At 62.7% G+C, this 25,185-nt stretch carries 4 protein-coding genes; 3 read left to right on the top strand and 1 reads right to left on the bottom strand.

The features are described 5' to 3' along the window. Positions 1-58: 58 nt before the first annotated feature. Positions 59-1,006 (bottom strand): siderophore-interacting protein, encoded by a 948-nt coding sequence (locus tag NTD86_RS16975; RefSeq protein ID WP_262203895.1) that lies wholly within the window; start codon positions 1,004-1,006, stop codon positions 59-61. A 182-nt stretch (positions 1,007-1,188) separates the two neighbouring features. Between NTD86_RS16975 and NTD86_RS16970 the strand changes: the two genes are divergently transcribed. The 3 genes from NTD86_RS16970 to NTD86_RS16960 are packed head-to-tail and all read left to right on the top strand — an operon-like array spanning position 1,189 to position 25,053. Then, the gene (locus NTD86_RS16970; RefSeq protein ID WP_262203893.1) at positions 1,189-12,246 is read left to right on the top strand and encodes a non-ribosomal peptide synthase/polyketide synthase; all 11,058 of its coding nucleotides are present in this window, start codon (positions 1,189-1,191) and stop codon (positions 12,244-12,246) included. After that, positions 12,246-24,038, top strand: coding sequence for a non-ribosomal peptide synthetase (locus NTD86_RS16965; RefSeq protein WP_262203892.1), 11,793 nt, complete (start codon positions 12,246-12,248; stop codon positions 24,036-24,038). Before NTD86_RS16970 ends, NTD86_RS16965 begins: the two co-directional genes overlap by 1 nt. 52 nt (positions 24,039-24,090) lie before the next feature. Further along, positions 24,091-25,053 carry an alpha/beta hydrolase gene (locus NTD86_RS16960; protein ID WP_262203891.1) on the top strand — a complete coding sequence of 321 codons (963 nt, stop codon included), beginning with the start codon at positions 24,091-24,093 and terminating at the stop codon, positions 25,051-25,053. Positions 25,054-25,185: the final 132 nt, after the last annotated feature.

The raw sequence follows: 25,185 nt of genomic DNA, 5'->3' as shown, positions 1-25,185 counted from the left end.
TTGTAAAAAAATGTTGCAGGATTGCTTGGCGCGTCCCGCTTGCTTTTTGCCTGTTGGATTACTCCAACGAACGACCCTGTTTCCAATACCCCATCAACGTCAGCGACTTGCGATCAAGCCCGCATTCATTGACGAAAAACCGTCGAATATTCATGACCGCCCCGGACTCACCGGCTACCCAGGCATAGAACTCACTCTGCTTGGCGCTGGCCAGGTCCCACAGGCGCTGGCTATCTGCGTCCAGTTCATCGAGCGTTGCGCTGTCTTGAAGGTTGCCGCGTGTGGGGGGCAGGCTCGCCAGTTCGCGGGCAGCCAAGAGCATGCCTTCGCCGTGTTGTGTGTGCGGCGAGACCCGCGGTAGCCAGTGAACACTGGTATTGGCACCGGCTGTCAGCGCCAGGCAGTCGGACTCATCCGGGACTTCGATAAACACCTGCACCTGTGGGGTGTCAGGGTGTTTGGCCAATTGTTCGAGGATGCCGGCAATGGCGGGCAGGGCGGTTTCGTCGCCGATCAGCAGGATTTTGCGCACGCCTTGCGGCGGCATCCATTCATAGCCGCCCGGGTCACCTGGGTAGTCGGCATTGGGGGCGACGATTTGCAGCGGGTCACCAGGCTTGGCCTGTACCGCCCAGCGCGAGGCGGGCCCGGTTTCACCATGCAGCACAAAGTCGATGTCCAGCTCGTACCTGTCGGGACGTAAATCCCGGATGGTGTAAGTGCGCATCGGCGGTGTGTGTTCGGGCTTCAGATCGCGTCGGGCAGCTTGCCAGTCGCCGTGGGTGGGCAGGGCGGGGGCGGCACCACTGGCACAGGGAAAGAACAGTTTGACCCGCTGATCAGGGGCCAGCGTGCGCATCAGTGCGATGTCCTTGCCGGTAAACACAAACCGCGCCAGTGAAGGGCTCAAGATAATGCGCTGCTTGAGATGAATGTCGAACAGTTGATAGCCGGCCGGTTTGCTGAGCCGTTTGCGCAACTGTTGCACCAAGGCTGCAGGAGACATAAAGAGCACCCATCAAAGTGTTGGAGATATCTATAGAACGAGCTGCTCGAGACTGAATTTAAGCCCGGCTCCCACAGGGCATGTGTCGAGCTCGCGGGCCTTTTAATTTTCCCGTCACGTCATCCGTTCCGTAGGGATAGCCGAGCCTTTGCTCGATTGCCAACGTGTACGGAAGAAGTCAGATGAATGCTGAAAAGTCCCTCAAACTTGCCCGCCGGTTCATCGAATTGCCGCTTGAAAAACGCCGGTTATTCCTCGACGGTCTGCGCGCAGAGGGGATCGACTTCTCGCAGTTTCCGATTCCCGCCGATGTCCCTGAGGCGGACCGCCAGGTGTTGTCTTACGCACAACGGCGCATGTGGTTTTTGTGGCAACTGGACCCGCACAGCGGCGCTTACAACCTGCCCGGTGCCGTGCGCCTGACGGGGGCACTTGAGCTTGATGCGCTGGAGCAGGCTTTCGCTTACGTGGTGCAACGCCACCATACGTTGCACACGGTCTTTCAGCACAACGCCGACGATACCCTGGAGCAGGTCGAGCGCGGGGCGCCGATCACTGTCGAGCACATGGATTTCACCCTGTTGCCGGCCCTTGAGCGCGAGCAGGCGGTGGCCACGCAAGCGCAGCAAGAATCGCTGCAACCCTTTGATCTGGCCAACGGCCCGCTGCTGCGGATCAAGTTGCTCAAGCTCGCCGCTGACGAGCACGTGCTGCTGCTGACCTTGCACCACATCGTCTCGGATGGCTGGTCGATGAACGTGCTCATCGACGAATTTATCCGCAGCTACGACGCCTTTGAGCGCAAAGAACTCCCGCAACTGGCTCCGCTGGCGATCCAGTACAGCGATTACGCGCTGTGGCAGCGCCGCTGGCTGGAGGCGGGTGAGCAAGCGCGGCAACTGGCGTACTGGCAAGCCACACTGGGTGATGAACACCCGGTCATGACCTTGCCCACCGATCACCCGCGCCCGGCCGTGCCCAGCTATCGCGGCACGCGGCATGAGTTCGCGCTGGCCCCGGCGTTGGTCGAGCAGTTGAGAGCCTTGGCGCAGCAACACCAGGTCACGCTGTTTATGCTGCTGTTGGGCGCGTTCAACCTCTTGCTGCAGCGCTACAGCGGGCAGAACGATCTGCGTGTCGGCGTGCCGATTGCCAACCGCAACCGCCGCGAAGTCGAAGGCTTGATCGGCTTCTTTGTGAACACTCAGGTACTGCGCACCCAACTGACAGCAGACACCACCGTGGCCGAGTTGTTGAGTGCGGTCAAAGAGACTGCGCTCGGAGCGCAGGCGCATCAGGAGCTGCCGTTCGAGCAGTTGGTAGAAGCACTCAAGCTGGAACGCAACCTGAGCCACAACCCGCTGTTTCAAGTGATGTACAACCACCAGCCGCAGGTGGCCGACATTGAGGCGATCAAAACGGCTTCGGGGCTGACGCTGGGCCTGATCGAGTGGGAAGGGCGCACCACACAGTTTGACTTGAGCCTGGACACCTACGAAAAGTCCGGCCGCCTGTACGCGGCGCTGACCTATGCCAACGACCTGTTTGACGGCGCCACCATCAGCCGTATGGCGCGGCACTGGTGCAACCTGCTGCGAGCGCTGGTGGACAACCCCGAAGGGCGAGTCGCTGATTTGCCGATGCTCGATCCCGGCGAAGTGCAGACCCAGGTGCATGACTGGAACCGCACCCACGTCCAATACCCGATTCACACCAGCCTGCATGTGTTGATTGAGGCTCAGGTTGAGCGCACCCCCGATGCTACGGCGCTGGTGTTTGGTGCGCAGGCCCTGACGTATGCGCAGCTCAATGCCCGTGCCAATCAACTGGCCCATGAGTTGCGTGAGCGGGGCGTGGGCCCGGATGTGCTGGTGGGGATTGCCGTTGAGCGTTCAATAGAGATGGTGATTGGCCTGCTGGCGATTCTCAAGGCGGGCGGCGCCTATGTGCCGCTCGACCCGGAGTACCCCGGCGAACGCTTGAGCTACATGATCGACGACAGCGCGATCCAGTTGCTGTTGACGCAGAAACATCTGCAGGCAGCGTTACCGCAACACATCCCGGTCATGTGCCTTGATTCTTTAAACGATCAACAGATCGCGAGGCAAGCTTGCTCCTACAGCGTTGAGAATCTGGTTGATCTGACCCGGCCGCAAAACCTCGCCTATGTGATCTATACCTCCGGCTCCACCGGCAAGCCCAAGGGCGCGGGTAACACCCACGCGGCGCTGGTCAACCGCCTGAGCTGGATGCAGCAGGCGTATCGCCTGACGGCCGACGACGCCGTGCTGCAAAAGACGCCCTTCAGTTTTGACGTGTCGGTGTGGGAGTTTTTCTGGCCCTTGATGACCGGCGCGCGTCTGGTGGTGGCGCAACCGGGTGAGCACCGCGAGCCGCTGCGCTTGATCCAGACCATTGTCCAGCAGCAGATCAGCACCGTGCATTTCGTGCCGTCGATGTTGCAGGCGTTTATTCATGAAGTGGGCGTCGAGCAATGCACCAGCCTGCGGCGGATCGTGTGCAGCGGCGAAGCCTTGCCGGTGGACGCCCAGCAACACGTGTTCAGCAAACTGCCCGATGCCGAGCTGTATAACTTATATGGACCGACCGAAGCGGCCATCGACGTCACGCACTGGACCTGCATCGATGAAGGCGCGGCCAGTGTGCCGATTGGCTTGCCCATCGCCAATCTGCGCACCCTGGTGCTGGATGCCAATCTCTCGCCTGTGGCCTTGGGGGTGGCCGGTGAACTGTATCTGGGCGGTGCCGGGTTGGCGCGCAATTACCACCGGCGTGCGGCGCTGACTGCTGAGCGTTTTGTGCCCTGTCCTTTTAATGCAAGCGAGCGCCTGTACCGCACCGGCGACCTGGTGCGCCAACGCGTCGACGGGGTAATTGAATACCTGGGGCGACTCGATCATCAGGTTAAATTGCGCGGGTTGCGTATCGAGCTGGGGGAAATCGAGGCGCGTCTGGCCGAGCTGCCCGCTGTGCGCGAAGCCGTGGTGCAAGTGCTCGACGGCAGGCTTCTGGTGGCCTACGTGGTGTTGCAATCACCGCCTGCCAACGCTGCCTGGCAAGCGGCTTTGGCCAGTCAACTTAAACTTGGGCTGCCGGATTACATGGTGCCCAGCCACTGGGTCAGCCTCGAGTGCTTGCCGCTGTCGGCCAATGGCAAGCTGGACCGCAAAGCCTTGCCGCGCCCCGATATCAGCGCGGTACAGCCAGGCTATGTCGCACCCGCCTCTGAGCTGGAACAGCGTTTGGCCGAGATCTGGCAACAGGTACTGGGCGTGCCGCAGGTCGGTGTCGACGACAACTTCTTTACCCTGGGCGGTGACTCGATCATCTCGATTCAAGTGGTCAGCCGCGCCCGTCAGGCCGGGATTGCCTTCAGCCCCCGAGACGTGTTCCAGCACCAGACCCTCCGCAGCCTGGCCCGGGTGGCCGCGCTGAGCGGCCAGAACCTTGTCGATCAGGGATTGGCCAGCGGCGGGGTGGCGCTGGCGCCTGTGCAACAGTGGTTTTTCAGCCAGGACATGCCCCAGCGTCAGCACTGGAACCAGTCACTGCTGCTGCACCCACGTCAGCCGGTGGATGCCGGGTTGCTGGAGCGGGCGCTGAACGCGCTGGTGAGTCATCACGATGCGCTACGCATGCGCTTTGTTCAGCAAAACGGCCAATGGCAGCAAGCCTATGCCGAGTTGCCGAGCGAGCCTCTGCTGTGGCAGCGCCATGGCGCATCAATAGACGAACTCCATACCTTGTGCGAGCAGACCCAATGCAGCCTGGATTTGCACAACGGCCCGCTGCTGCGGGCTTTGCTGGTGGACATGGCCGATCACAGCCAGCGCCTGTTGCTGGTGATTCATCACCTGGTGGTGGACGGCGTGTCGTGGCGCGTGCTCCTCGAAGACTTGCAGCAGTTCTACACCCAGCCCGAACAGGCCCCGCCGGCCAAAACCAGCACCTATCAGGCCTGGACCGCGCGCTTGGTCGATGAAGCCCAGGCGCGTCTGGGTGAGCTGGCACTGTGGCAACGTCAATTGGCCGGGGCCTCTGGCGAGTTACCGTGTGATCGGCCTGATGCCGGGTTGCAAAACCGCCATGCCCGCACCGTGTCACTTACCCTCGATGCCGAGTTGACCCGTCAGTTGTTGCAAGTCGCCCCGGCCACCTATCGCACTCAAGTCAACGACTTGCTGCTGAGCGCCTTGGCGCGGGTCATCTGCCGGTGGAGCGGGCAGCCCAGTTGCTTGATTCAACTGGAAGGTCATGGTCGCGAAGACCTGTTTGCCGATCTCGACCTGTCGCGCACTGTGGGCTGGTTTACCAGCCTGTTTGCGGTGCAACTGACCCCGTGTGCCGGGCCAGGTGAATCCATCAAGTCGATCAAGGAGCAACTGCGCAGCGTGCCGGACAAAGGCGTGGGCTATGGCCTGCTGCGTTATCTGGCAGGCGAGGCCGTGGCTGAGCAACTGGCCAGCCTGGCGACGCCGCGCATTACCTTCAACTACCTGGGCCAGTTTGACCGCCAGTTTGATGACACCGCGATGTTTGCCCCGGCGACGGAGAGAGCCGGGCTGGCACAAGACCAAAACGCCCCGCTGGCCAATTGGTTGAGCATCGAGGGGCAGGTCTATGGCAGCGAACTCAACCTGCAATGGACCTACAGCCACGAGATGTTTGATGACGCCACCGTGCAGGCGCTGGTGGACGATTACCGGGGTGAGTTGACGGCGCTGATAAACCATTGTGTGAACAGTGAGCGGGGCGGCATGACCCCGTCGGACTTCCCGCTGGCGCAACTGACACAGGCGCAGCTGGACGCCCTCAAGGTCCCGGCCAGTGCCATCGAAGACATCTACCCGCTGTCGCCGATGCAGCAAGGCTTGCTGGTACACACCTTGCTCGAACCGGGCTCGGGCATTTATTTCATGCAAGACCGTTACATCATCGACAGCGAGATCGACCTGCCGCGCTTTAGCGCCGCCTGGCACGCGGTGGTCAAGCGGCATGACGCACTGCGCGCCTCGTTCAGCCTCGATGAAGACGGCCAGATGCTGCAAATCATCCACCGCGATGCCGCACCCAGCGTGCAAGTGCACGACTGGACAGATCGCCCCGAGCCCGAACACGAGGCGGCACTGCAAGCGCTGCTGGCCGAAGAGCGGGCCCAGGGCTTCGATCTGCTCAACACGCCGCCGTTCAGCTTGCGCCTGATTCGCCGCCGCCCAGGGCACTATTGGTTCATCCTCAGCAATCACCACATTCTGATTGACGCCTGGTGCCGCTCGCTGCTGCTGCAAGACTTCTTTGCGCTGTACAGCGGCCAGCGCAGCCTGCCGCCCGCTGCGCGGTATCGCGACTTCATTGAGTGGCTTCAAGTTCAGGGCGAGGGTGAAGCGCTAAGGGCCTGGACCGCTGAACTGGCCGGGTTTGAACAGCCGACGCCGTTGCCGTTTGACCGTGCCGTGCGCCGTCAGGGTGGTTTTTCGGAGGTCGGCGACTGCTATGCCGACCTGGAGGTCAACCAGGGCCGCGCATTGCGTGAGTTGGCGCAGCGATATCAAGTGACCGTCAACACCCTGACCCAAGCCGCCTGGGCACTGGTGTTGCAGCGTTACAGCGGGCTGGACGACGTGTTGTTTGGCGTGACCGTGGCCGGGCGCCCGGTCAATCGCCCGGAAATGCAAGACACCGTGGGCCTGTTCATCAACAGCATCCCGCTGCGCATGCGATTGCCGAAGGCCGGGCACACCGTCAGCGTACGTGAGTGGCTGCAAGCGCTGTTCGCCCATAACCTGGCGCTGCGCGAGTACGAACATTTGCCGCTGTTGAGCATTCAGGCGTGCAGTGCGCTGGACCAAGGCCAGCCAATTTTTGACAGCTTGTTTGTCTATGAAAACGCGCCGGTGGAAAGCGCAGTGGTCAGCGGCGCCCAGCAGATCAGTGCCAAGTCCGACAGCGCGCGGACCCACACCAACTACCCGATAACCGTGGTGGTGTACCCCGGCGATGCGCTGGGCCTGCATTTGTCCTATGACAAACGCTTTTTTGACGAGGCCACGGTCGAGCGCTTGCTGGCCGATTTCAAACGCTTGCTGCTGGCCATTGGCGAACACGCCGAAGGCAATGTTGCCGACCTGCCGCGGCTGGAGGCGGGCGAGCGCGAGCAACTGTTGCACGTCGGTAACCAGACGGCCCGCGACTACCCGTTGGCGCAGGGTTATGTGCGGCTGTTTGAAGCGCAATTGGCGGCGCACCCGGAGCAGGTGGTCGCCACGTGTCTGGAGCAGCGCTGGACCTACCGTGATCTCGATCAGTACGCCAACCGGCTGGGGCATGGGTTGCTGGCGGCGGGCGTGAGCATTGACCAACCGGTGGCACTGCTGGCTGAGCGCAGCCTGGAGTTGCTGGGCATGATGCTCGGCAGCTTCAAGGCTGGCGCCGCCTATCTGCCGCTCGACCCGCAATTGCCGGGTCAGCGCCTGCTGGATTTATTGCAACTGGGCCAGGTGCCGGTGCTGGTGGCCAGTGCGGGCTGCCGGGAGCTGGCAATCAATATACTGGCGCAACTCGACCCATCGCAGCGTCCGCAGTTGCTGGTGTGGGACGACGTGCAAATGGCCGGGCATGCCAGTGATCAGCCGGGGATCTACACCGGGCCCAATAACCTGGCCTATGTGATCTTCACCTCAGGCTCCACCGGCACACCGAAAGGGGTGATGGTCGAGCAGGCCGGGATGCTGAACAACCAACTGAGCAAACAACCGTATCTGGACCTGACCTGCGCGGATGTGATCGCGCAGACTGCGTCCCAGAGCTTTGATATTTCGGTGTGGCAGTTCCTTGCAGCGCCGTTGCTGGGTGCGCAAGTCGACATCGTGCCCAACGCCATTGCCCATGACCCGGCCGCGTTGTTGGCGCATGTTGCCGTGCGCGGGATCAGCGTGCTCGAAAGCGTACCGTCGTTGATCCAGAGCTTGCTCGATGAGCCGCAGGGTTCGCTGGCAAAGCTGCGCTGGTTGCTGCCCACCGGCGAAGCGATGCCGCCGGAGCTGGCGCGTCGCTGGTTGCAGCGTTATCCGCAGGTAGGCCTGGTCAACGCCTACGGCCCGGCAGAATGCTCGGATGACGTGGCGCTGTTCCGGGTGGACGCAGCGTCGGCGCAAGGCACGTATCTGCCCATTGGCCTGGCCACGGACAATAACCGGCTGTATGTGCTGAACGGCGATTTGCAGCCCGTGCCAAACGGGGTGGTCGGTGAGTTGTACGTCGCCGGGACCGGCGTGGGTCGTGGCTATTTCAGTGACCCGCTGCGCAGCGCCGCGGTATTTTTACCCAACCCGTATGCGCTGCAGGCGGGTGAGCGTCTGTACCGCACCGGCGACCTGGCCCGCCGCCGCAGCGATGGCCAACTGGAGTACGTGGGCCGCAGCGATCATCAAGTCAAAGTGCGTGGTTTTCGTATCGAACTGGGCGAGATCGAGTTGCGTCTGCGTGAACTGGCGGGCGTTCGTGATGCGGCCGTGTTGGTGCAGGACAGCCCGACCGGCAAGGCGTTGGTGGCCTTTGTGGTAGCGCAGGACGAGGCGCCCGGCTGGAGTGAATTGCGTGCAACGCTAAAGGCCGGGCTCAAGGCGCAATTGCCGGAGTACATGGTGCCGCTGCACTGGGTTCAATTGCAGGGCTTGCCGCTCAATGCCAATGGCAAGGTCGATCGCAAGGCGCTGCCCAAGGCTGAGGCAGGTGACTGCCAGCGCGAAGTGATTGCCCCGCATGCCGGGATCGAAACCCGGGTCGCCGCCATCTGGCAGGGGGTGCTCTCGCGTGAGACAGTCGGGCGCGATGACAACTTTTTTGAGCTGGGTGGGCATTCCCTCCTGGTGGCGCAAGTGGTGTCGCGGGTGCGCCAGCAGCTGAACATCGAGCTGGCGCTCAGTAGCCTGTTTGAACACAGCGTACTCAGCGACTTTGCGGCGCATTGTGCGGCGCAGCCAGCCAACGTCAGCCTGCCCCCGTTGCGTGCCCAAGCCGCCGACCAGCCACGGGTGTTGTCCTATGCGCAGCAGCGCCAGTGGATTGTCTGGCAACTGGAGCCGCACAGCGCCGCCTACAACATTCCGGCGGCGCTGCGGCTTAAAGGCTCGCTGGATCGCGAGGCGTTGTTGCGCAGTTTCAACGACCTGCAGGCCCGTCATCAGACCTTGCGCACCACCTTTGTCCAGGACGGCGATCAGGCCCGTGGCGTGTTGCACCCTCATTTGCCGCTGGCACTGCGTGAATTGACCCTCGACCTGCCGTCGCCCGAGCAGATCGACGCGCGGGTCACCGAGGAAATCCGTCAGCCGTTTGACCTGCGCAACGGGCCGCTGCTGCGAGTGCTGCTGCTCAATGTGGCGGCGGATGAACATGTGCTGGTGCTGACCGTGCATCACATTGCCGCTGACGGCTGGTCGATGCAGGTGATGGTCGAAGAGTTCAGTGCGCTGTATGTGGGCCATGTGCAGGGCAAGCCTGCAAACCTGCCGCCGTTGCCCATTAGTTATGCCGATTACGCCGCGTGGCAGCGTGACGGGTTGCAAGCCGGTGAGGGCGAGCGCCAGTTGAACGCCTGGCGGGACAAGCTCGGCAGTGAGCATGCGCCACTGGAATTACCCTGCGAACGGGTTCGCCCGGCGATTCGCAGTGAGCGTGGGGCGCGGCTTGAACTGACCATTGATCCGGCGCTGGCGAGCGCCTTGCGGGCATCGGCCCAGCAGCAGGGCGTGACGCTGTTCATGTTGCTGTTAGCCAGTTTCCAGACGCTGTTGCATCGCTACAGCGGGCAGCCAGCGATCAATGTCGGGGTGCCGAACGCCGGGCGCGGGCGCCTCGAAACCGAAGGCCTGATCGGCTTCTTCATCAACACCCAAGTGCTGCGTGCGCAGATCGATGGCCAGCAGACCTTTGCCAGCCTGTTGCAACAGGTCAAGCGCGATGCCTTATGGGCGCAGGCCCATCAGGACTTGCCGTTCGAGCAACTGGTCGAGGCCTTGCAACCGCAGCGCAGCCTGAGCCACAGCCCGCTGTTCCAGGTGCTGTTCAACCATCAACGGCAGATTGGCGAAAGCGTTGAACGGCGCTTGCCGGGCCTGAGTGTGGAACGCATGGGCTGGCAGCAACACACCGCGCAGTTCGATCTGGCGCTGGACACCGAAGAGCAGGGCGAGCACTTGCACGCCAGCCTGACGTATGCCTGTGACGTGTATGACAGCGCGACCATGCAACGCCTGGCCGGGCATTGGCTGAACCTGCTGCGGGCTGTGGTGGCTGAGCCGCATCAGCGGATTGCCGAGTTGCCCTTGCTGACCCCGATCGAACAACAGGCCCTGCTGCAACACTGGAACCCGCACGTTGAAGTGCAGCCCGCCAGGCTTACCCTGCATCAATTGTTCGAGGTTCAAGCCGCCTCGCAGCCACACGCGGTGGCACTGCGCTGTGGTACTGATCAACTGACCTACGGCGAGCTCAATGCGCAGGCAAATCGTCTGGCGCACAAGCTGCGCGAAATGAACGTTGGCCCGGAGGTGCGGGTTGGCATCGCCACTGAACGGGGGCTGGCGCTGGTGGTGGCGGTACTGGCGGTGCTCAAGGCCGGTGGCGCCTACGTGCCGCTGGACCCGCATTACCCGGCGGAACGCTTGAACTACCTGATCGAAGACAGTGCGATTCGCTTGTTGCTGACCCAGCAACACCTGCTGGAGCAGTTGCCCGCACGGGTCGGCGTTCAGGCGCTGTGCCTGGACAACCTGCCCGGGGATGCTTTGAGCGCCGACAACCTGAGCCACCTGACGCAGCCCGACAACCTGGCGTATGTGATCTACACCTCGGGCTCCACCGGCCGCCCGAAAGGGGCGTTGCTGACCCACGCCAACGTCAGCCGACTGCTCAGCGCCACGGCCGCTGAGTTCGGCTTTGGACCCAGCGATGTGTGGACGCTGTTTCACTCCTACGCCTTCGATTTCTCGGTCTGGGAAATCTTTGGCGCGTTGTGTACCGGCGGGCGCCTGGTGATCGTGCCGTACTACATCAGTCGCGAGCCAAAAGCGTTTCATCAGTTGCTGTGCGATGAGCAAGTCACTGTGCTCAACCAGACCCCAACAGCCTTCCGGCAATGGCTGCCGATTGCCTGCAACAGCCCGCAATCTCTGGCGTTGCGCTGGGTCATCTTTGGCGGTGAGGCGCTGGACGTCACCAGTCTGCATCCCTGGTACGAGCGCTTTGGCGACAGCCAGACCACCTTGGTCAACATGTATGGCATTACCGAAACCACGGTGCATGTGACCTACCGTGCCCTGAGCCCGGCGGACCTGCAGGGCAGGGTTCTAAGCCCGATCGGGCGGCCGATCAGTGACCTGAGCTGGTATTTGCTAGACAGCCAGTTGCAGCCGGTGGCGCCGGGCTGCGCGGGTGAGCTGTACATCGCCGGGGCGGGCCTGGCGCGGGGGTATCACGGCCGCGCGGGGTTGAGTGCCGAGCGCTTTGTGCCGAGCCCGTTCGAGGCGGGTGCGCGGTTGTATCGCAGCGGCGATCTGGCCCGCCAGCGGGCTGACGGCAACATCGAGTACCTGGGGCGTATTGACCAGCAAGTGAAGATCCGCGGGTTGCGCATTGAACTGGGCGAAATCGAGACGTGCCTCAAGCAGCAGGTGAATGTCAGGGATGCAGTGTTGAGCCTGCACCAAGGCCAGCTGTGCGCCTATGTGGTGGCTGATGAAACGCCTGCTGAGCCATTGGCCTGGCGCGAGCAGTTGCGCGCCGCGCTCAAGGCGGAACTGCCGGATTACATGGTGCCCAGCTATTGGCTGCTGCTCGAAGCGCTGCCACTGACCGGCAACGGCAAGTTGGATCGCCGCGCGTTGCCGCTACCGGACAGCGAACAGTGGCAGCGCCCTTACCGCGCGCCCGAGGGAGAGCTGGAAACCCGGCTGGCGTCGATCTGGGCACAGGTGTTGGGCGTCGAGCGCGTCGGGCGTCACGACAACTTCTTTGAATTGGGCGGGCATTCGTTGCTCGCCGCCCAGGCCAACGCCCGGGTTGAACTGGAACTGGGCATCGAAGTGGCGCTGCGTGCGCTGTTCGAGGCCGCTGACCTGCAAGCCTACGCCGCCCTGGCACAGGCACACACGCCTGCGGATAACGATGTACGTCTGAGCGCGCTTGAGTCGTTGCTCGACGAGATGGAGATCAACTGATGGAACACTCGACCGCCTGGCGCATTGCCAACCGTTTCGCCAGCCTCGCCCCGCACCAGCGCCGCGAATTCTTGCAGAAGATGCACGAGCAGGGCGTCAGTTTCGGCCAATTGCCGATCCCGGCGACTGCACCTCAAGACGCACCCTGCGAGCTGTCTTATGCGCAGCAGCGGCAATGGTTCCTCTGGCAACTTGACCCACAGAGCGCGGCGTACCACATTCCGGCTGCGTTGCGTTTGCGCGGCGAGCTGAATGTGCCTGCCTTGCAGCTCAGTTTCGATGCCCTGCTGGAGCGTCATCACAGCTTGCGCAGCGTGTTTATTGAAGAAGATAGCGAGCCAGTTGGCGCTGCCCAAGGCTGCGATAAGGACCGAAGAACTCAAAGCAGGGTTGTTGCGCACCCCCTTGCCGCCTGCGGCAGTGACTACAGCGTATTGATTGCCCGCCACGACCTGCGCGACCAGCCGCAATCCGAACGTCTTGGCTTGGCACTGCAGCAAGTCGAGCAGGACATCGCGCAACCATTTGATCTGCAGCACGGGCCGTTGTTGCGGGTAAGTCTGTTGCAACTGGACACGAACGATCATGTGCTGGTGCTGACCTTGCACCACATCGTCGCCGACGGCTGGTCGATGGGTGTGCTGGTGGATGAGTTCTCGCAGTTGTACGCGGCCCATGCACAGGGCCACGCCCTGGAACTGCCCGCCTTGCCGATTCAGTACGCTGACTATGCGCTGTGGCAGCGGCGCTGGATGGAAGCCGGTGAACTGGAGCGGCAACTGGACTGGTGGCGCGAACAGTTGGGCAGCGAGCAACCGGTGCTGGAACTACCGGCGGATCGCTCACGCCCGGCGCAGCCGTCGTATCGCGGGGCGCGCCTGGATATCACCTTGCAACCGACGCTAGCCAAGGGTTTGCTCGCTTTGGCCCGGCAGCGCGGTGTCACCCCGTTCATGTTGCTGTTGGCCAGTTTTCAAGTCTTGCTGCACCGCTACAGCGGCCAGACCGATCTGCGCATCGGTGTGCCCGTGGCGAACCGTCAACGCGTAGAAACCCGTGGCCTGATCGGTTTTTTCGTCAACACCCAAGTGCTGCGGGCCGAGCTGGATGGGCGCCTGCCGTTCAGCCAGTTGCTGACCCAGACCCGTGACCGTTCGCTGGATGCCCAGGGCTATCAGGACCTGCCCTTCGAGCGATTGGTCAATGCGCTGCAAGGCGAACGCAGCCTGAGCCACAGCCCGTTGTTTCAAGTGATGTTCAACCACCAGCAAAGCCGCCCCGGCGCACTGCGCGGGATGCTCGCCGGCTTGCAGGTCGAGAGCCTGGAATGGGCGGGCCGCACTGCTCAGTTTGATCTGCAACTCGATACCCATGAAGAAGGCGAGCACCTGCTGGCCAGCCTGACCTATGCCACCGACCTGTTTGATGCGCCGCGCATCCAAGCCATGGCTGCGCATTGGCGCACCCTGCTGGCAGGCGTGGTGGCGGATCCTGAGTGCGCGATCAGCGAGCTGCCGATGCTCGCCGCCCATGAAGTCGAAGCCACGCTGTATGGCCTGAATGCCACGCAGCAGCACTATCCCGGCCCCGCCTGCGTGCACCAGCACATCGAAGCGCAAGCGGCTGCCACACCGGACGCTTGTGCGTTGGTGTTTGCCGGGCAGTCGTTGAGTTATCGCGAACTCAATCAGCGCGCCAACCGTCTGGCGCATCAACTGCGCGAGAGCGGAGTGGGTCCGGAAGTGCGCGTGGGCGTGGCGTGCGAGCGTTCACTGGAACTGGTGATTGGCTTGCTGGCGATTCTCAAGGCCGGGGGCGCTTACGTGCCGCTCGACCCCGAATACCCGGCTGAACGCCTCGCCTACATGTTTGAAGACAGCGGCATCAGTTTGCTGCTGACCCAGGCGCACGTGCAGGTGGCGTTGCCGCCACACATCCCCGTCATGATCCTGGCCCCCACTGTAGGAGCGAGCTTGCCTCGCGATCTTTCAGGCGATCATGAGCGCGCTGAAAACCTGATTAACCTGGCGCATCCAGAGCATTTGGCTTATGTGATCTACACCTCGGGCTCCACCGGTCGCCCCAAAGGCGCAGGCAACAGCCATGGCGCGCTGTACAACCGACTGGCGTGGATGCAACAGGCTTATGGCCTGAGCGCTGCCGACCGGGTCTTGCAGAAAACCCCGTTCAGTTTTGACGTGTCGGTGTGGGAGTTTTTCTGGCCGCTGATGCATGGCGCGACTCTGGTAGTCGCCGCCCCCGGCGCGCACCGCGACCCGCAGCAACTGGCGCAACTGATCGTCGAACAGGGTATTACCACCCTGCATTTTGTGCCGTCGATGCTGCAAGCCTTCATTAACAGCGACGAGGCCGCGCAGTGCCGCTCGCTGCGGCGGATTGTGTGCAGCGGCGAGGCGCTGCCGATCGAGTTGCAACGTCAAACCATGCGCGACCTGCCTCAGGCGCAGTTGTACAACTTGTACGGGCCGACCGAAGCGGCCATCGACGTAACCCACTGGACGTGCCTTGAAGAACACCGCGACAGCGTGCCGATCGGGTGGCCTATTGCTAACCTGCGTACCTACGTCCTCAGCCCGGAACTGTTGCCCTTGCCGACCGGCGCCATTGGTGAGTTGTACCTGGCGGGCGCGGGTTTGGCCCGGGGCTACCATGCGCGCCCGGCATTGACGGCCGAGCGTTTTGTGGTCGACCCTTTTGGCAGTGGCGAACGGCTGTACCGTACCGGCGACCTGGCGCGCTATCGCGCTGACGGTGCTATCGAATACTGCGGCCGGATCGACCATCAGGTGAAAATTCGCGGCCTGCGCATTGAGCTGGGCGAGATCGAAGCGCGCCTGCAAGAACACCCGCAGGTTCAGGAAGCGGTGGTGCTGGCGCTGGATAACCAGTTGGTGGCGTATCTGGTGCCCAGCGACGTGGCGCTGCTGAAACACCCCGAAGCGCAAACCGCCTGGCGTGACACCCTGAAAGCCCATGTACTGCTGAGCCTGCCCGATTACATGGTGCCGACGCAGTTGCTGTTGATCGAGCGCATGCCGCTGAGCCCCAACGGCAAGCTGGATCGCAAGCAGTTGCCTGCGCCACAACTGAGTGACCGCGGGCGTGCCTATGAAGCACCGCGTAGTGTCAGCGAGCAGCAATTGGCGGCCATTTGGCAAGACGTACTGGGGCTGGAGCAGGTGGGGCGCCAGGACAACTTCTTTGAGCTGGGCGGCGACTCAATTATCTCCATCCAGCTGGTCAGCCGGGCACGGCGTGCCGGGCTGTGCCTGCAGCCGCGTGATGTGTTCCAGCAACCGACCCTGCAGGCGCTGGCGGCAGTGGCCAGCCAGCAACAGGCGTTGCAGATCGACCAGGGGCCGGTGCTCGGGACACAAAGCCTGACGCCGATCCAGCAATGTTTTTTTGCCCATCAGACCGAGCAGCGCGATCACTGGAACCAGTCGGTGTTGCTCAAGGTGCGCCAACCGCTGGAGTTATGGCGCCTGCAAAGCGCGGTGCAGCAGGTGCTGGCACAGCATGACGCGCTGCGGTTGCAGTTCCGTGAGCAGGCCGGGCACTGGACTGCGCGTTATGTCCCTCTGGACAGCGCCGCAGCCACTGATCTGCTGTGGACTGCCCAAGTGCATAGCGACCAGGCGCTGCAAGCCTTGTGCGATGAAGCGCAGCGCAGTCTGTCGCTGCATGACGGGCCTTTGATGCGTGCGGTGTTGATCGACCACGCGGATGGGCTGCAGCGTGTGTTGCTGGTGATTCACCATTTGGTGGTCGATGGCGTGTCGTGGCGGGTATTGCTTGAGGACTTGCAGGCGGCGTATGCGGGGCAAGCCCTGGCGGAAAAAACCAGCCCGTTGCAGGACTGGGCCCAACAGCTGGCGAGCTATGCCCGCAGTGACACGCTGGCGACAGAGCGCGACTGGTGGCTGGAACATTTGCAAGGTGCCAGCGGCCAGTTGCCACTGGCGCGAGTTGCAGCCAGCCAGGCATTGCGTCATCGCCAGGTGGTCAGCCTGGGGCTGGATCGTGATACCACCCGGCAATTGCTGCAACAGGCCCCTGCGGCGTATCGCACGCAGATCAACGACCTGTTGCTGACCGCCTTGGCGCGTGCCCTGTGCAATTGGACCGGCGAAGCTGCGGCATTGATTCAGTTGGAAGGCCACGGCCGTGAAGAACTGTTCGAGGGCATCGATCTGACCCGCACTGTGGGTTGGTTCACCAGCCTGTTCCCGGTCAAGTTGACCCCGGCAGCGGACATGGCCGAGTCGATCAAGGCCATCAAGCAGCAATTGCGCGAAGTGCCGGGTAAGGGACTGGGTTTTGGCCTGTTGCGTTATCAAGGCGATGCTGACACTCAGGCTCGTTTCGCAGCGCTGCCGCCTGCGCGGGTGACGTTCAACTACCTGGGGCAGTTTGATCAGAGCTTCAGCGAAGAGTCGCTGTTCGCGCCGGCCGAAGAGGCCAGCGGCGCGGCACAGAGCCTGGACTCGCCCTTGGCCAACTGGCTGTCGGTGGACGGGCAGGTGTTTGGTGGCGAATTGAAGCTGGACTTGAGCTTTAGCCAGGAATGTTTCGATAACGCCGATATTGAAGCGCTGGCTGCGGGGATCCAAGCGCAGTTGCAGGCGCTGATTGAGCATTGCCTGAACCCCCAGCACAGCGGCGTGACCCCGGCGGATTTCCCGCTGGCGCGCCTGACCCAGGCTCAGCTCGACCAACTGCCGGTGCCGCCACGCCAGATCGAAGACCTGTACCCGTTGTCACCGATGCAAAGCGGTTTGCTGTTCCACAGTCTGTATGAGCCGCAGGCCGGGGCTTACGTCAACCAACTCAGCGTGCAGGCCTGCGGGCTTGATGCGGCCCGACTGGCCCAAGCCTGGCAGGCAACGCTGGATGCCCACCCGATTTTACGCACGGGCTTTGCCTGGCCGCAGGACGCCCGTGAGCCGGTGCAGTGGGTGCAACGCTCGCTGCAATTACCGCTGACCGTGCTCGACTGGCGTGGGCGTGCCGACCAGGCGGTCGAACTTGAGTTGCTGGCTCGCAGCGAGCGCTTGCAGTTCGACCCTGCACAACCGCCGTTGCTGCGTTTGGCGCTGGTGCGCCTGGATGAGCAACGCCAGCAACTGATCTACACCCATCATCATTTATTACTGGATGGCTGGAGCAATGCATTGCTGCTCGGCGAGGTCTTGCAGCGCTATGCCGGTGATGAAGTGGCCCCGGTGCAGGGCCGCTTTGCGGACTACATCGGCTGGTTGTACGCCCAGGATAGCCAGGCCGATGAAGCCTTTTGGCGTGCCCAACTGGCGACACTGGACAACCCGACCTTGCTGGCGCAGAGCCTGGCGCACGGGCCTTCAAGCAGCTGTGATTACGCCGACCATCGACAGGTGTTCGATGCCGCCAGCAGCCAGGCATTCAACGCATTTGCCCGTCAGCAGGGGGTGACCCTCAACACCCTGGTGCAGGGCGCCTGGGCGCTGTTGCTGCAGCGTTACAGCGGGCAGTCGACGGTGGTGTTTGGCGCTACCGTGGCCGGGCGGCCGGTGGATTTACCGGGGGCAGAGCACCAGCTCGGGTTGTTTATCAATACCTTGCCGGTGATTACCCAGCCCCAGGCGGCAGAGAGCGTTGCACAGTGGTTGCGCCGGTTGCAGGCACACAACCTGGCGCTGCGCGAGCATGAGTTCACTGCCCTGAGTGACATACAACGCTGGGCCGGACGGCCCGGTGAGCCGTTGTTCGACAGCTTGCTGGTGTTTGAAAACTTCCCGATCAGCGAGGCCTTGCAGCAAGGGGCGCCCGAGGGTTTGAGCTTCGCCGTGCCAGATAACCACGAGCGTACAAACTACCCGCTCACGCTGGCGGCGGTCAGCGAAGGCCAACTGAGCCTGACCTGGAGCTTTATGCTCAGCCATTTCGCTCCGGCCGCCATTGCGCGCATGGGTGAGCATCTGGCGGTGTTGCTGCAAGCCATGGTTGCCGCACCGCACCGCGCACTGGGCGAGCTGCCGTTGTTGAGCGCGGCCGAGCACACACAGCTCTTGCACGACTGGAATCCGCCGCCGTGTGCGGCGACGCAACAGGGTGTGCATCAGTTGATCGAAGCGCAGGCGGCCACTCGCCCGGACGCCACCGCGCTGATCTTTGACACCAGCACCTTCACCTACGCAGACCTCAACCAGCGCGCCAACCGTCTGGCCCATCGCTTGCGGGCGCTGGGGATCGGCCCCGAAGTACGGGTCGGCCTGGCCGTGGAGCGCTCGGCGCAGATGATTATCGGCCTGCTGGCGATCCTCAAGGCCGGGGGCGCCTACGTGCCGCTGGACCCGGCTTACCCGGCCGAGCGTTTGAGCTATTTGATGCACGACAGCGGTATTGAGCTGTTGCTCTGCCAGTCGTGGCTGCGCCAACGCGTGCCGCACTTAGACGGCTTGCCGGTGCTGGAACTGGACCGCGAAGACGTCAGTTATCAGCCCGTCAGCAACCCGGTCAATCTGACCGATGCACATAACCTCGCGTACCTGATTTACACCTCGGGCTCGACCGGGCAGCCCAAGGGCGTGAGTGTGGCCCACGGCCCGTTGGCCATGCATTGTCTGGCCATTGGTGCGCTGTACGGTATGACCCCGGACGACCGCGAGCTGCAATTCGCCTCGATCAGTTTTGACGGGGCCCACGAGCGCTGGCTCACCCCGCTGGTGTTCGGTTCGGCACTGATGCCCCGTGACGATGAGGTCTGGAGCGCGCAGCGCACGTGTGAAGAGATCAAGCGACACGGCATTACCATCGCCTGCTTTACCCCGAGCTATTTGCTGCAGATCGCTGACTTTATCGGTGAAGCCGGGCGCCTCTTGCCGATTCGCTCCTATACCGTAGGCGGCGAAGGCATGCCCAAACATGCCTTTGATGAAGTGCAGCGGGTGCTGCAACCGCCGCGCATTATCAACGGTTACGGCCCGACCGAAACCGTGATCACCCCGCTGATCTGGTGTGCGTACCCTGGCACCGAGTTCGACTCGGCGTTCCTGCCGATCGGGCGCCCGGTGGGGGCGCGCACCGCCTATGTGCTGGATGCCAGTTTGCAGCCACTGCCGGTGGGCGTGGCGGGGGAGTTGTACCTGGGCGGCGAAGGCATTGCCCGCGGTTATCACCAGCGCCCGGCCCTGACCGCTGAACGCTTTGTGCCCGACCCGTTTGTTCCGGGCGCGCGGCTGTATCGCAGTGGCGATCTGGCGCGATTGCGCGAAGACGGCGTGGTTGAGTACCTGGGGCGGATCGACCAGCAAGTGAAGATTCGCGGTTTCCGCATCGAATTGGGCGAGATTGAAGCTTGTTTGCTTGAGCACGACAGCGTGCGCGAGGCCTGGGTGGTGGACCGCGAAGGCCCGGCCAGCCGTCAGTTGGTGGGCTATGTGGTGGCCCGCGATCCGTTGGCGAATGAGGCGGCGCTGCGCGAAGCATTGATGGCCCATCTGCGCAGCCGCTTGCCAGCGCATATGCTGCCCGCCCATGTGCTGTGTCTGGCGGCGTTGCCGTTGACCCCGAACGGCAAGCTGGACCGTCGGGCGCTGCCCGCACCTGAGGCGAGCCGGCACGTTGCAGAGCGAGTGCCTCCCAGCACCCCGGCGGAGCAGTTGCTGGTGGCTATCTGGCAAGAGTTGCTGGGGCTTGAGGCGATTGGCGTCACCGAAAACTTCTTTGAATTGGGCGGCGATTCGATCATCTCGTTGCAGGCGGTGAGCCGGGCGGGGGCGAGTGGCTTGGCCTTTACGCCCAAGCAATTGTTCACTGCGCAAACCATACGCGCCCTGGCGGCGCTGGCCACCAGCGCTGAAGCGCCAGCAGCGGCGCCGCTCAACACCCCGGCCTTTGCTCACGTGCCTGGCTCGCTCAGCGTTGATCGCACTGCGCTGGAGGATCTGTACCCGCTGTCACCGATGCAACAGGGCATGTTGTTCCATTGTGTCGAGTCGCCGGAGCTCAATCTGTACGTCAACCAATTGAGCGTGGCGGTCGACGGTTTGCAGGTCGAGCGCTTTCGTGCGGCTTGGCAAACCTTGCTGGAACGCCATGAAGTGCTGCGAACCGCCTTTATGTGGCGCGACGGTCTGGCCGACCCGTTGCAGGCCGTGTATCGGCAGGTCGAGCTGCCGATTGTCGAGCTGGACTGGCGTGAGCAGGTCGCCCCTGAGGCCGCCTTGCAAGCGCTGGCGGCGCAGGATCAGGCGCGTGGTTTTGATCTGAGCAGCCCGCCGCTGATGCGTTTTACCCTGGTGCGCCTGAGCGAGTCCCGGTTCCAGATGATCTGGACTTACCACCACTTGCTGCTCGATGGCTGGAGTGCCTCGCGCCTACTGGGTGAAATGCTGCGCGTGTACGGGTATCAAGCGCTGCCCGCGTTGAACGGTCGCTATGCCGACTATGTCAGTTGGTTGCAGCGTCAGGACGCGGCGGCGGCGCAGGGGTTCTGGCGCGAGCGCTTGCAAGCGTTGCAGGCACCGACGATTTTGGCCAATGCCGCCAACACCCAGGGCCACGGCCATGGTGTGCTCTACAGCTATCTGGACAGCGAGGCGACCTTGCGTCTGCAGCGGTTTGCCAGCGCCCAGCGCGTGACGTTGAACACGCTGATTCAAGCGGCCTGGTTGCTGCTGTTGCAGCGCCACACGGGGCAGCGCAGCGTGGCCTTCGGCGCCACCGTGGCGGGGCGGCCAACGCAATTGGCCGGGGCACAGGACATGCTGGGGCTGTTCATCAATACCTTGCCGGTGATCCAGACTCTTGATTCCTGCCAATCGCTGGGTGACTGGCTGCGTCAGTTACAGGACTACAACCTGGCGATCCGCGACTTTGAGCACACCCCGCTGGCGGACATTCAACGCTGGGCCGGGCAGGGCGGGCAAGGCTTGTTCGACAGCATCATCGTGTTTGAAAACCATCCGGTAGACCGCGCCTTGCGTGGCGAACAGGAGGGCGAGTTGAAGTTTGCCGAGGTTGGCAGCGGCGGGGTGACCAACTTCCCGATGGACTTGATGGTCAGCGCCACCGAGCACGGGCTGGAAGTGGAGTATTTGTACTTGCGCGAACGCTTTGACGCCGTCTCGGTTGAGCGTATCCGCGCCCAGCTTGAAGGCTTGCTGGCGCATTTGCCTGAGGCTGCTGAGCGCTTGATCGGTGAGATCGGCTTGCCGACAGCCCATGTGGAGCGGGCGCAGGCGCCACGGCCGATGCTTGATTTGCTCCAGCGCTTTAACCAACAGGTGCAGCGTCAACCCCAGGCCAGGGCGCTGAGCTGTGAGGGTCGTGAGTTGACCTATGGCGGGCTGGAACATTTGGCCAATGCGCTGGCGTGCCAGTTGCAGGCGCGCGGCATTGGCCCGGAACAGATTGTGGCGGTGGCGCTGCCGCGCTCTGAACAAACGATTGTGACGTTTTTAGCGGTGCTCAAAACGGGCGCGGCGTACTTACCGTTGGACCTGGATTATCCGGCGCAACGGCTGAACTTTATGCTGGCTGATTCGGGTGCGAGCCTGTTGGTGTGCCACAGCGATGTGGATCAGCGCGTGGCGTTTACGGCATCCACACCGCGCTTGCTACTGGACCAATGGGCGCAGGACCCAGGCGTACCCCGTGAAGTGCCTGTGTTGCCCGGACATCTGGCGTATGTGATCTATACCTCGGGCTCGACCGGGCAGCCTAAAGGCGTTGCTGTGGCCCGCGAGCCGATTGCGCGGCATTGTCAGGGCATTATTGAGCTGTATGAACTGGGCCCGCAGAGCCGTGAATTGCACTTCATGTCGTTCGCTTTCGACGGTGCGCAAGAGCGCTGGCTCAGCGTGTTGTTGGCCGGCGGCAGCCTGGTGATTCGTGGCGATCAGTTGTGGACACCCGAGCAGACCTTGCAGGTCTTGCATCAGCAACAGGTGAATGTGGCGTGCTTCCCGCCGGCTTATCTGCAACAACTGGCCGAAGTGGCGTTGACCCAAGGGCCGCCACCCGCGGTGCACACCTACTGTTTTGGCGGCGATGCGGTGCCGGATGCCAGCTTTGAACTGGTCAAGCGTGCCTTGCAGCCGCAGCGTCTGGTCAATGGCTACGGCCCGACGGAAACCGTGGTCACGCCTTTACTCTGGCGTGCCGAGGCTTCCCAGTGCTGTGACGCCGCCTACGCACCGATTGGCCGCAGCGTGGCCGGGCGCGGGGTGTATGTGCTGGATGCAGACATGAACCCGTTGCCGGTGGGCGTCAGTGGCGAGTTGTACCTGGGAGGCGAGTGTCTGGCGCGCGGCTACCATCAGCAGCCCGGCTTGAGTGCCGAGCGCTTCGTGCCGGACCCGTTCGTTGCCGGGGGCGGCCGGATGTACCGCACCGGCGATCTGGTGCGCCAACGCGAAGACGGTGTGATCGACTACCTGGGCCGCCTGGACCAGCAAGTGAAAATCCGCGGTTTCCGCATCGAACTGGGGGAAATCGAAGCGCGGCTACGCCAGTGCGAAGGCGTGCAGGAAGCGGTTGTCACGGTGATCGAATGCGCCAGTGGCAAGCAGTTGGTGGGTTACGTGGTGGTTGCGGTCAATCAAGGGCTGGAGCGTGAGTTGAAAGCGCAGTTGCAGGCGCAACTGCCTGATTACATGGTGCCCACACACATCGTGGCAATGCCGTGCTTGCCGTTGTCGGCCAACGGCAAGCTGGATCGTCGGGCATTACCTGAGCCACAACTCGCCCAGGGGCACTATCGGGCGCCGCGCAACGCGCTGGAACACGCCTTGGTGAGCATCTGGCAAAACGTGCTGGGGCTGGAGCAGGTGGGTATCGACGATAACTTCTTTGAATTGGGCGGCGATTCATTGCAGGTGTTGAAAGTCATCTCGCAGGTGCGCAACCAGCCGCAACTGGGGTTCAACCTCAAACTGCGCGACCTGATGCAAAAGCCGTGCATTGCCGAGCTGAGCGGTTATGAGGCGCAAGACAAGGCCCATGCGCCCGACCCACTGCTGGCGCTGAACAGCCGGGTCCATGACGTACCGCCGCTGTTCTGCCTGCACGCGGGCTTTGGCACGGTCTTCGACTATGAGCCGCTGGCCCGCCGATGGGACGGGCGGCGCAGCGTGTTTGGCCTGCAGTGCCGGATGTTGCTGGAGCCGAGCTGGCAGGACGATTCATTGCAGGCCATGGCCCTGGCCTACGCCCAGCGCATTCGCCAGCAACAGGCGCACGGCCCGTATCACCTGCTCGGCTGGTCGTTGGGCGGTGCGTTGACCTTGCTGGTGGCGCAAGAGCTGGAGGCCCAGGGGCAAGAAGTGGCCTTTGCTGGCCTGGTGGACAGTTATGTGGCAGGCACGGCGCAAGCCAGTGACGGGCGCGAAGATCTGCAGGATTTTTTGCGTTTTGTGTTGGGTGTGACGCAGGCCGAGGCGCAAATGCTGATGGCGGATGAACAGCACAGCGCCGAGCAGGTGATTGAAGCGGCATTGGTTAGCAATGAGCATGGCGTGTTGGGGGCGGCAGAACTGAGCCAGATCTTCGCCGTGGGTGCACGTCTCAAGCACTTGGCGTTGGCCCAGCACAGCTTGCCGCGCACCTGGGTGCAGGCGCATCACTGGTGGGTGGATGGGCGTGACGATGAGCGCCGCGTGCATGCGGCGCAGGTGGGTGCAGGTGCCAGCCATACGGTGTTGAGTGGCGGTCATTATGAAGTGTTGCGTCACCCGGCATGGCTGGCGCAACTGGATGAAATCCTGGCTGTGCAACTTGATCTGGCCTGATCGGTCGGCTGGTCAAGAGCGCGCGGTGATAGTGGTTTTGAGGGAAATGGAAATGTCGGTATTACCTGAACTGGAAGCATTTTTAGAACTGGCTGAATTCAGCCGCCTGACCGGCAAGAGCCAGCCGATGCATACCTTGACCCCGGCCCAGGCCCGCATTGAGTTCGAGCAAAGCGCCAGCGTGCTGGATGAGCCAGGGGTGACGGTGGACAGTTACGGGGTGCGGATTCCGGCGCGTGATGGCTTCAGTCTGTCGGGGCGGCTTTATCGTCGCCCCGGGCTGGAGGTCGGGCCGCTGCCTGTGGTGGTGTATTTGCATGGCGGGGGCTATGTGATCGGCAGTCTCGACAGCCATGACTCGCTGTGCCGCCGCTTGGCCGCTGCCGGGGATTTTGCGGTGTTGGCAGTGAGTTATCGACTGGCCCCTGAGTGGGTGTTTCCCACGGCTGTGCATGACGCCTGCGATGCCGTGAACTGGGTGTTGCACGCGGGCAACGTGCATGGTCTGGATGCAACGCGGGTCGCGTTTGCCGGGGACAGTGCGGGCGGAACGTTAAGCACGGTGCTGTCGATTCTGGCGGTACGCGAGCCGCAGGAAGTCGCCATCGTGCCGCGTGCGCAAGTGTTGCTGTACCCGGTAACGGATGGCAGTTGCAAGCGCGATTCCCATCAGCGGTATGCCGAGGGCTACCTGCTCGAAACCGCCACCATGGATTGGTTTTACCGGCATTACGCCCAGAACGAAGAGACACTGCGTGACTGGCGGATTTCACCGATGCTGGCAACCGATGTCAGCGGATTGGCCCCGGCGCTGGTGTACCTGGCCGGCTACGATCCGTTGTTTGACGAAGGTTTGGCGTATGCCCAAAAGCTGGAACAGGCGGGTAACGAGGTGCTGTTACTCAAAGAGCCGGGCATGACCCATGACTTCATGCGCATGAGCGGCTTGCTGGAGCAAGTGCCGCGTATACATGCGCAGGTGGCGGGGTGGTTGAATGAACGGCTGGGAGAATAACCAGTTGGTACTGACGCAGGCTGCGATCTTTTGATCTGGGTTGTGTGCCAAGAGCCCCCTCACCCTAGCCCTCTCCCGAGGGAGAGGGAACTGATTGGGGGATGCTGAAGATATCCGTTTGCTACCCGACGC

Source organism: Pseudomonas sp. 7P_10.2_Bac1, assembly GCF_025465935.1.
Lineage (GTDB): Bacteria > Pseudomonadota > Gammaproteobacteria > Pseudomonadales > Pseudomonadaceae > Aquipseudomonas.
Note: the sequence above shows the minus strand (reverse complement) of the source record. Positions and strands in the feature narration are given on the sequence as shown.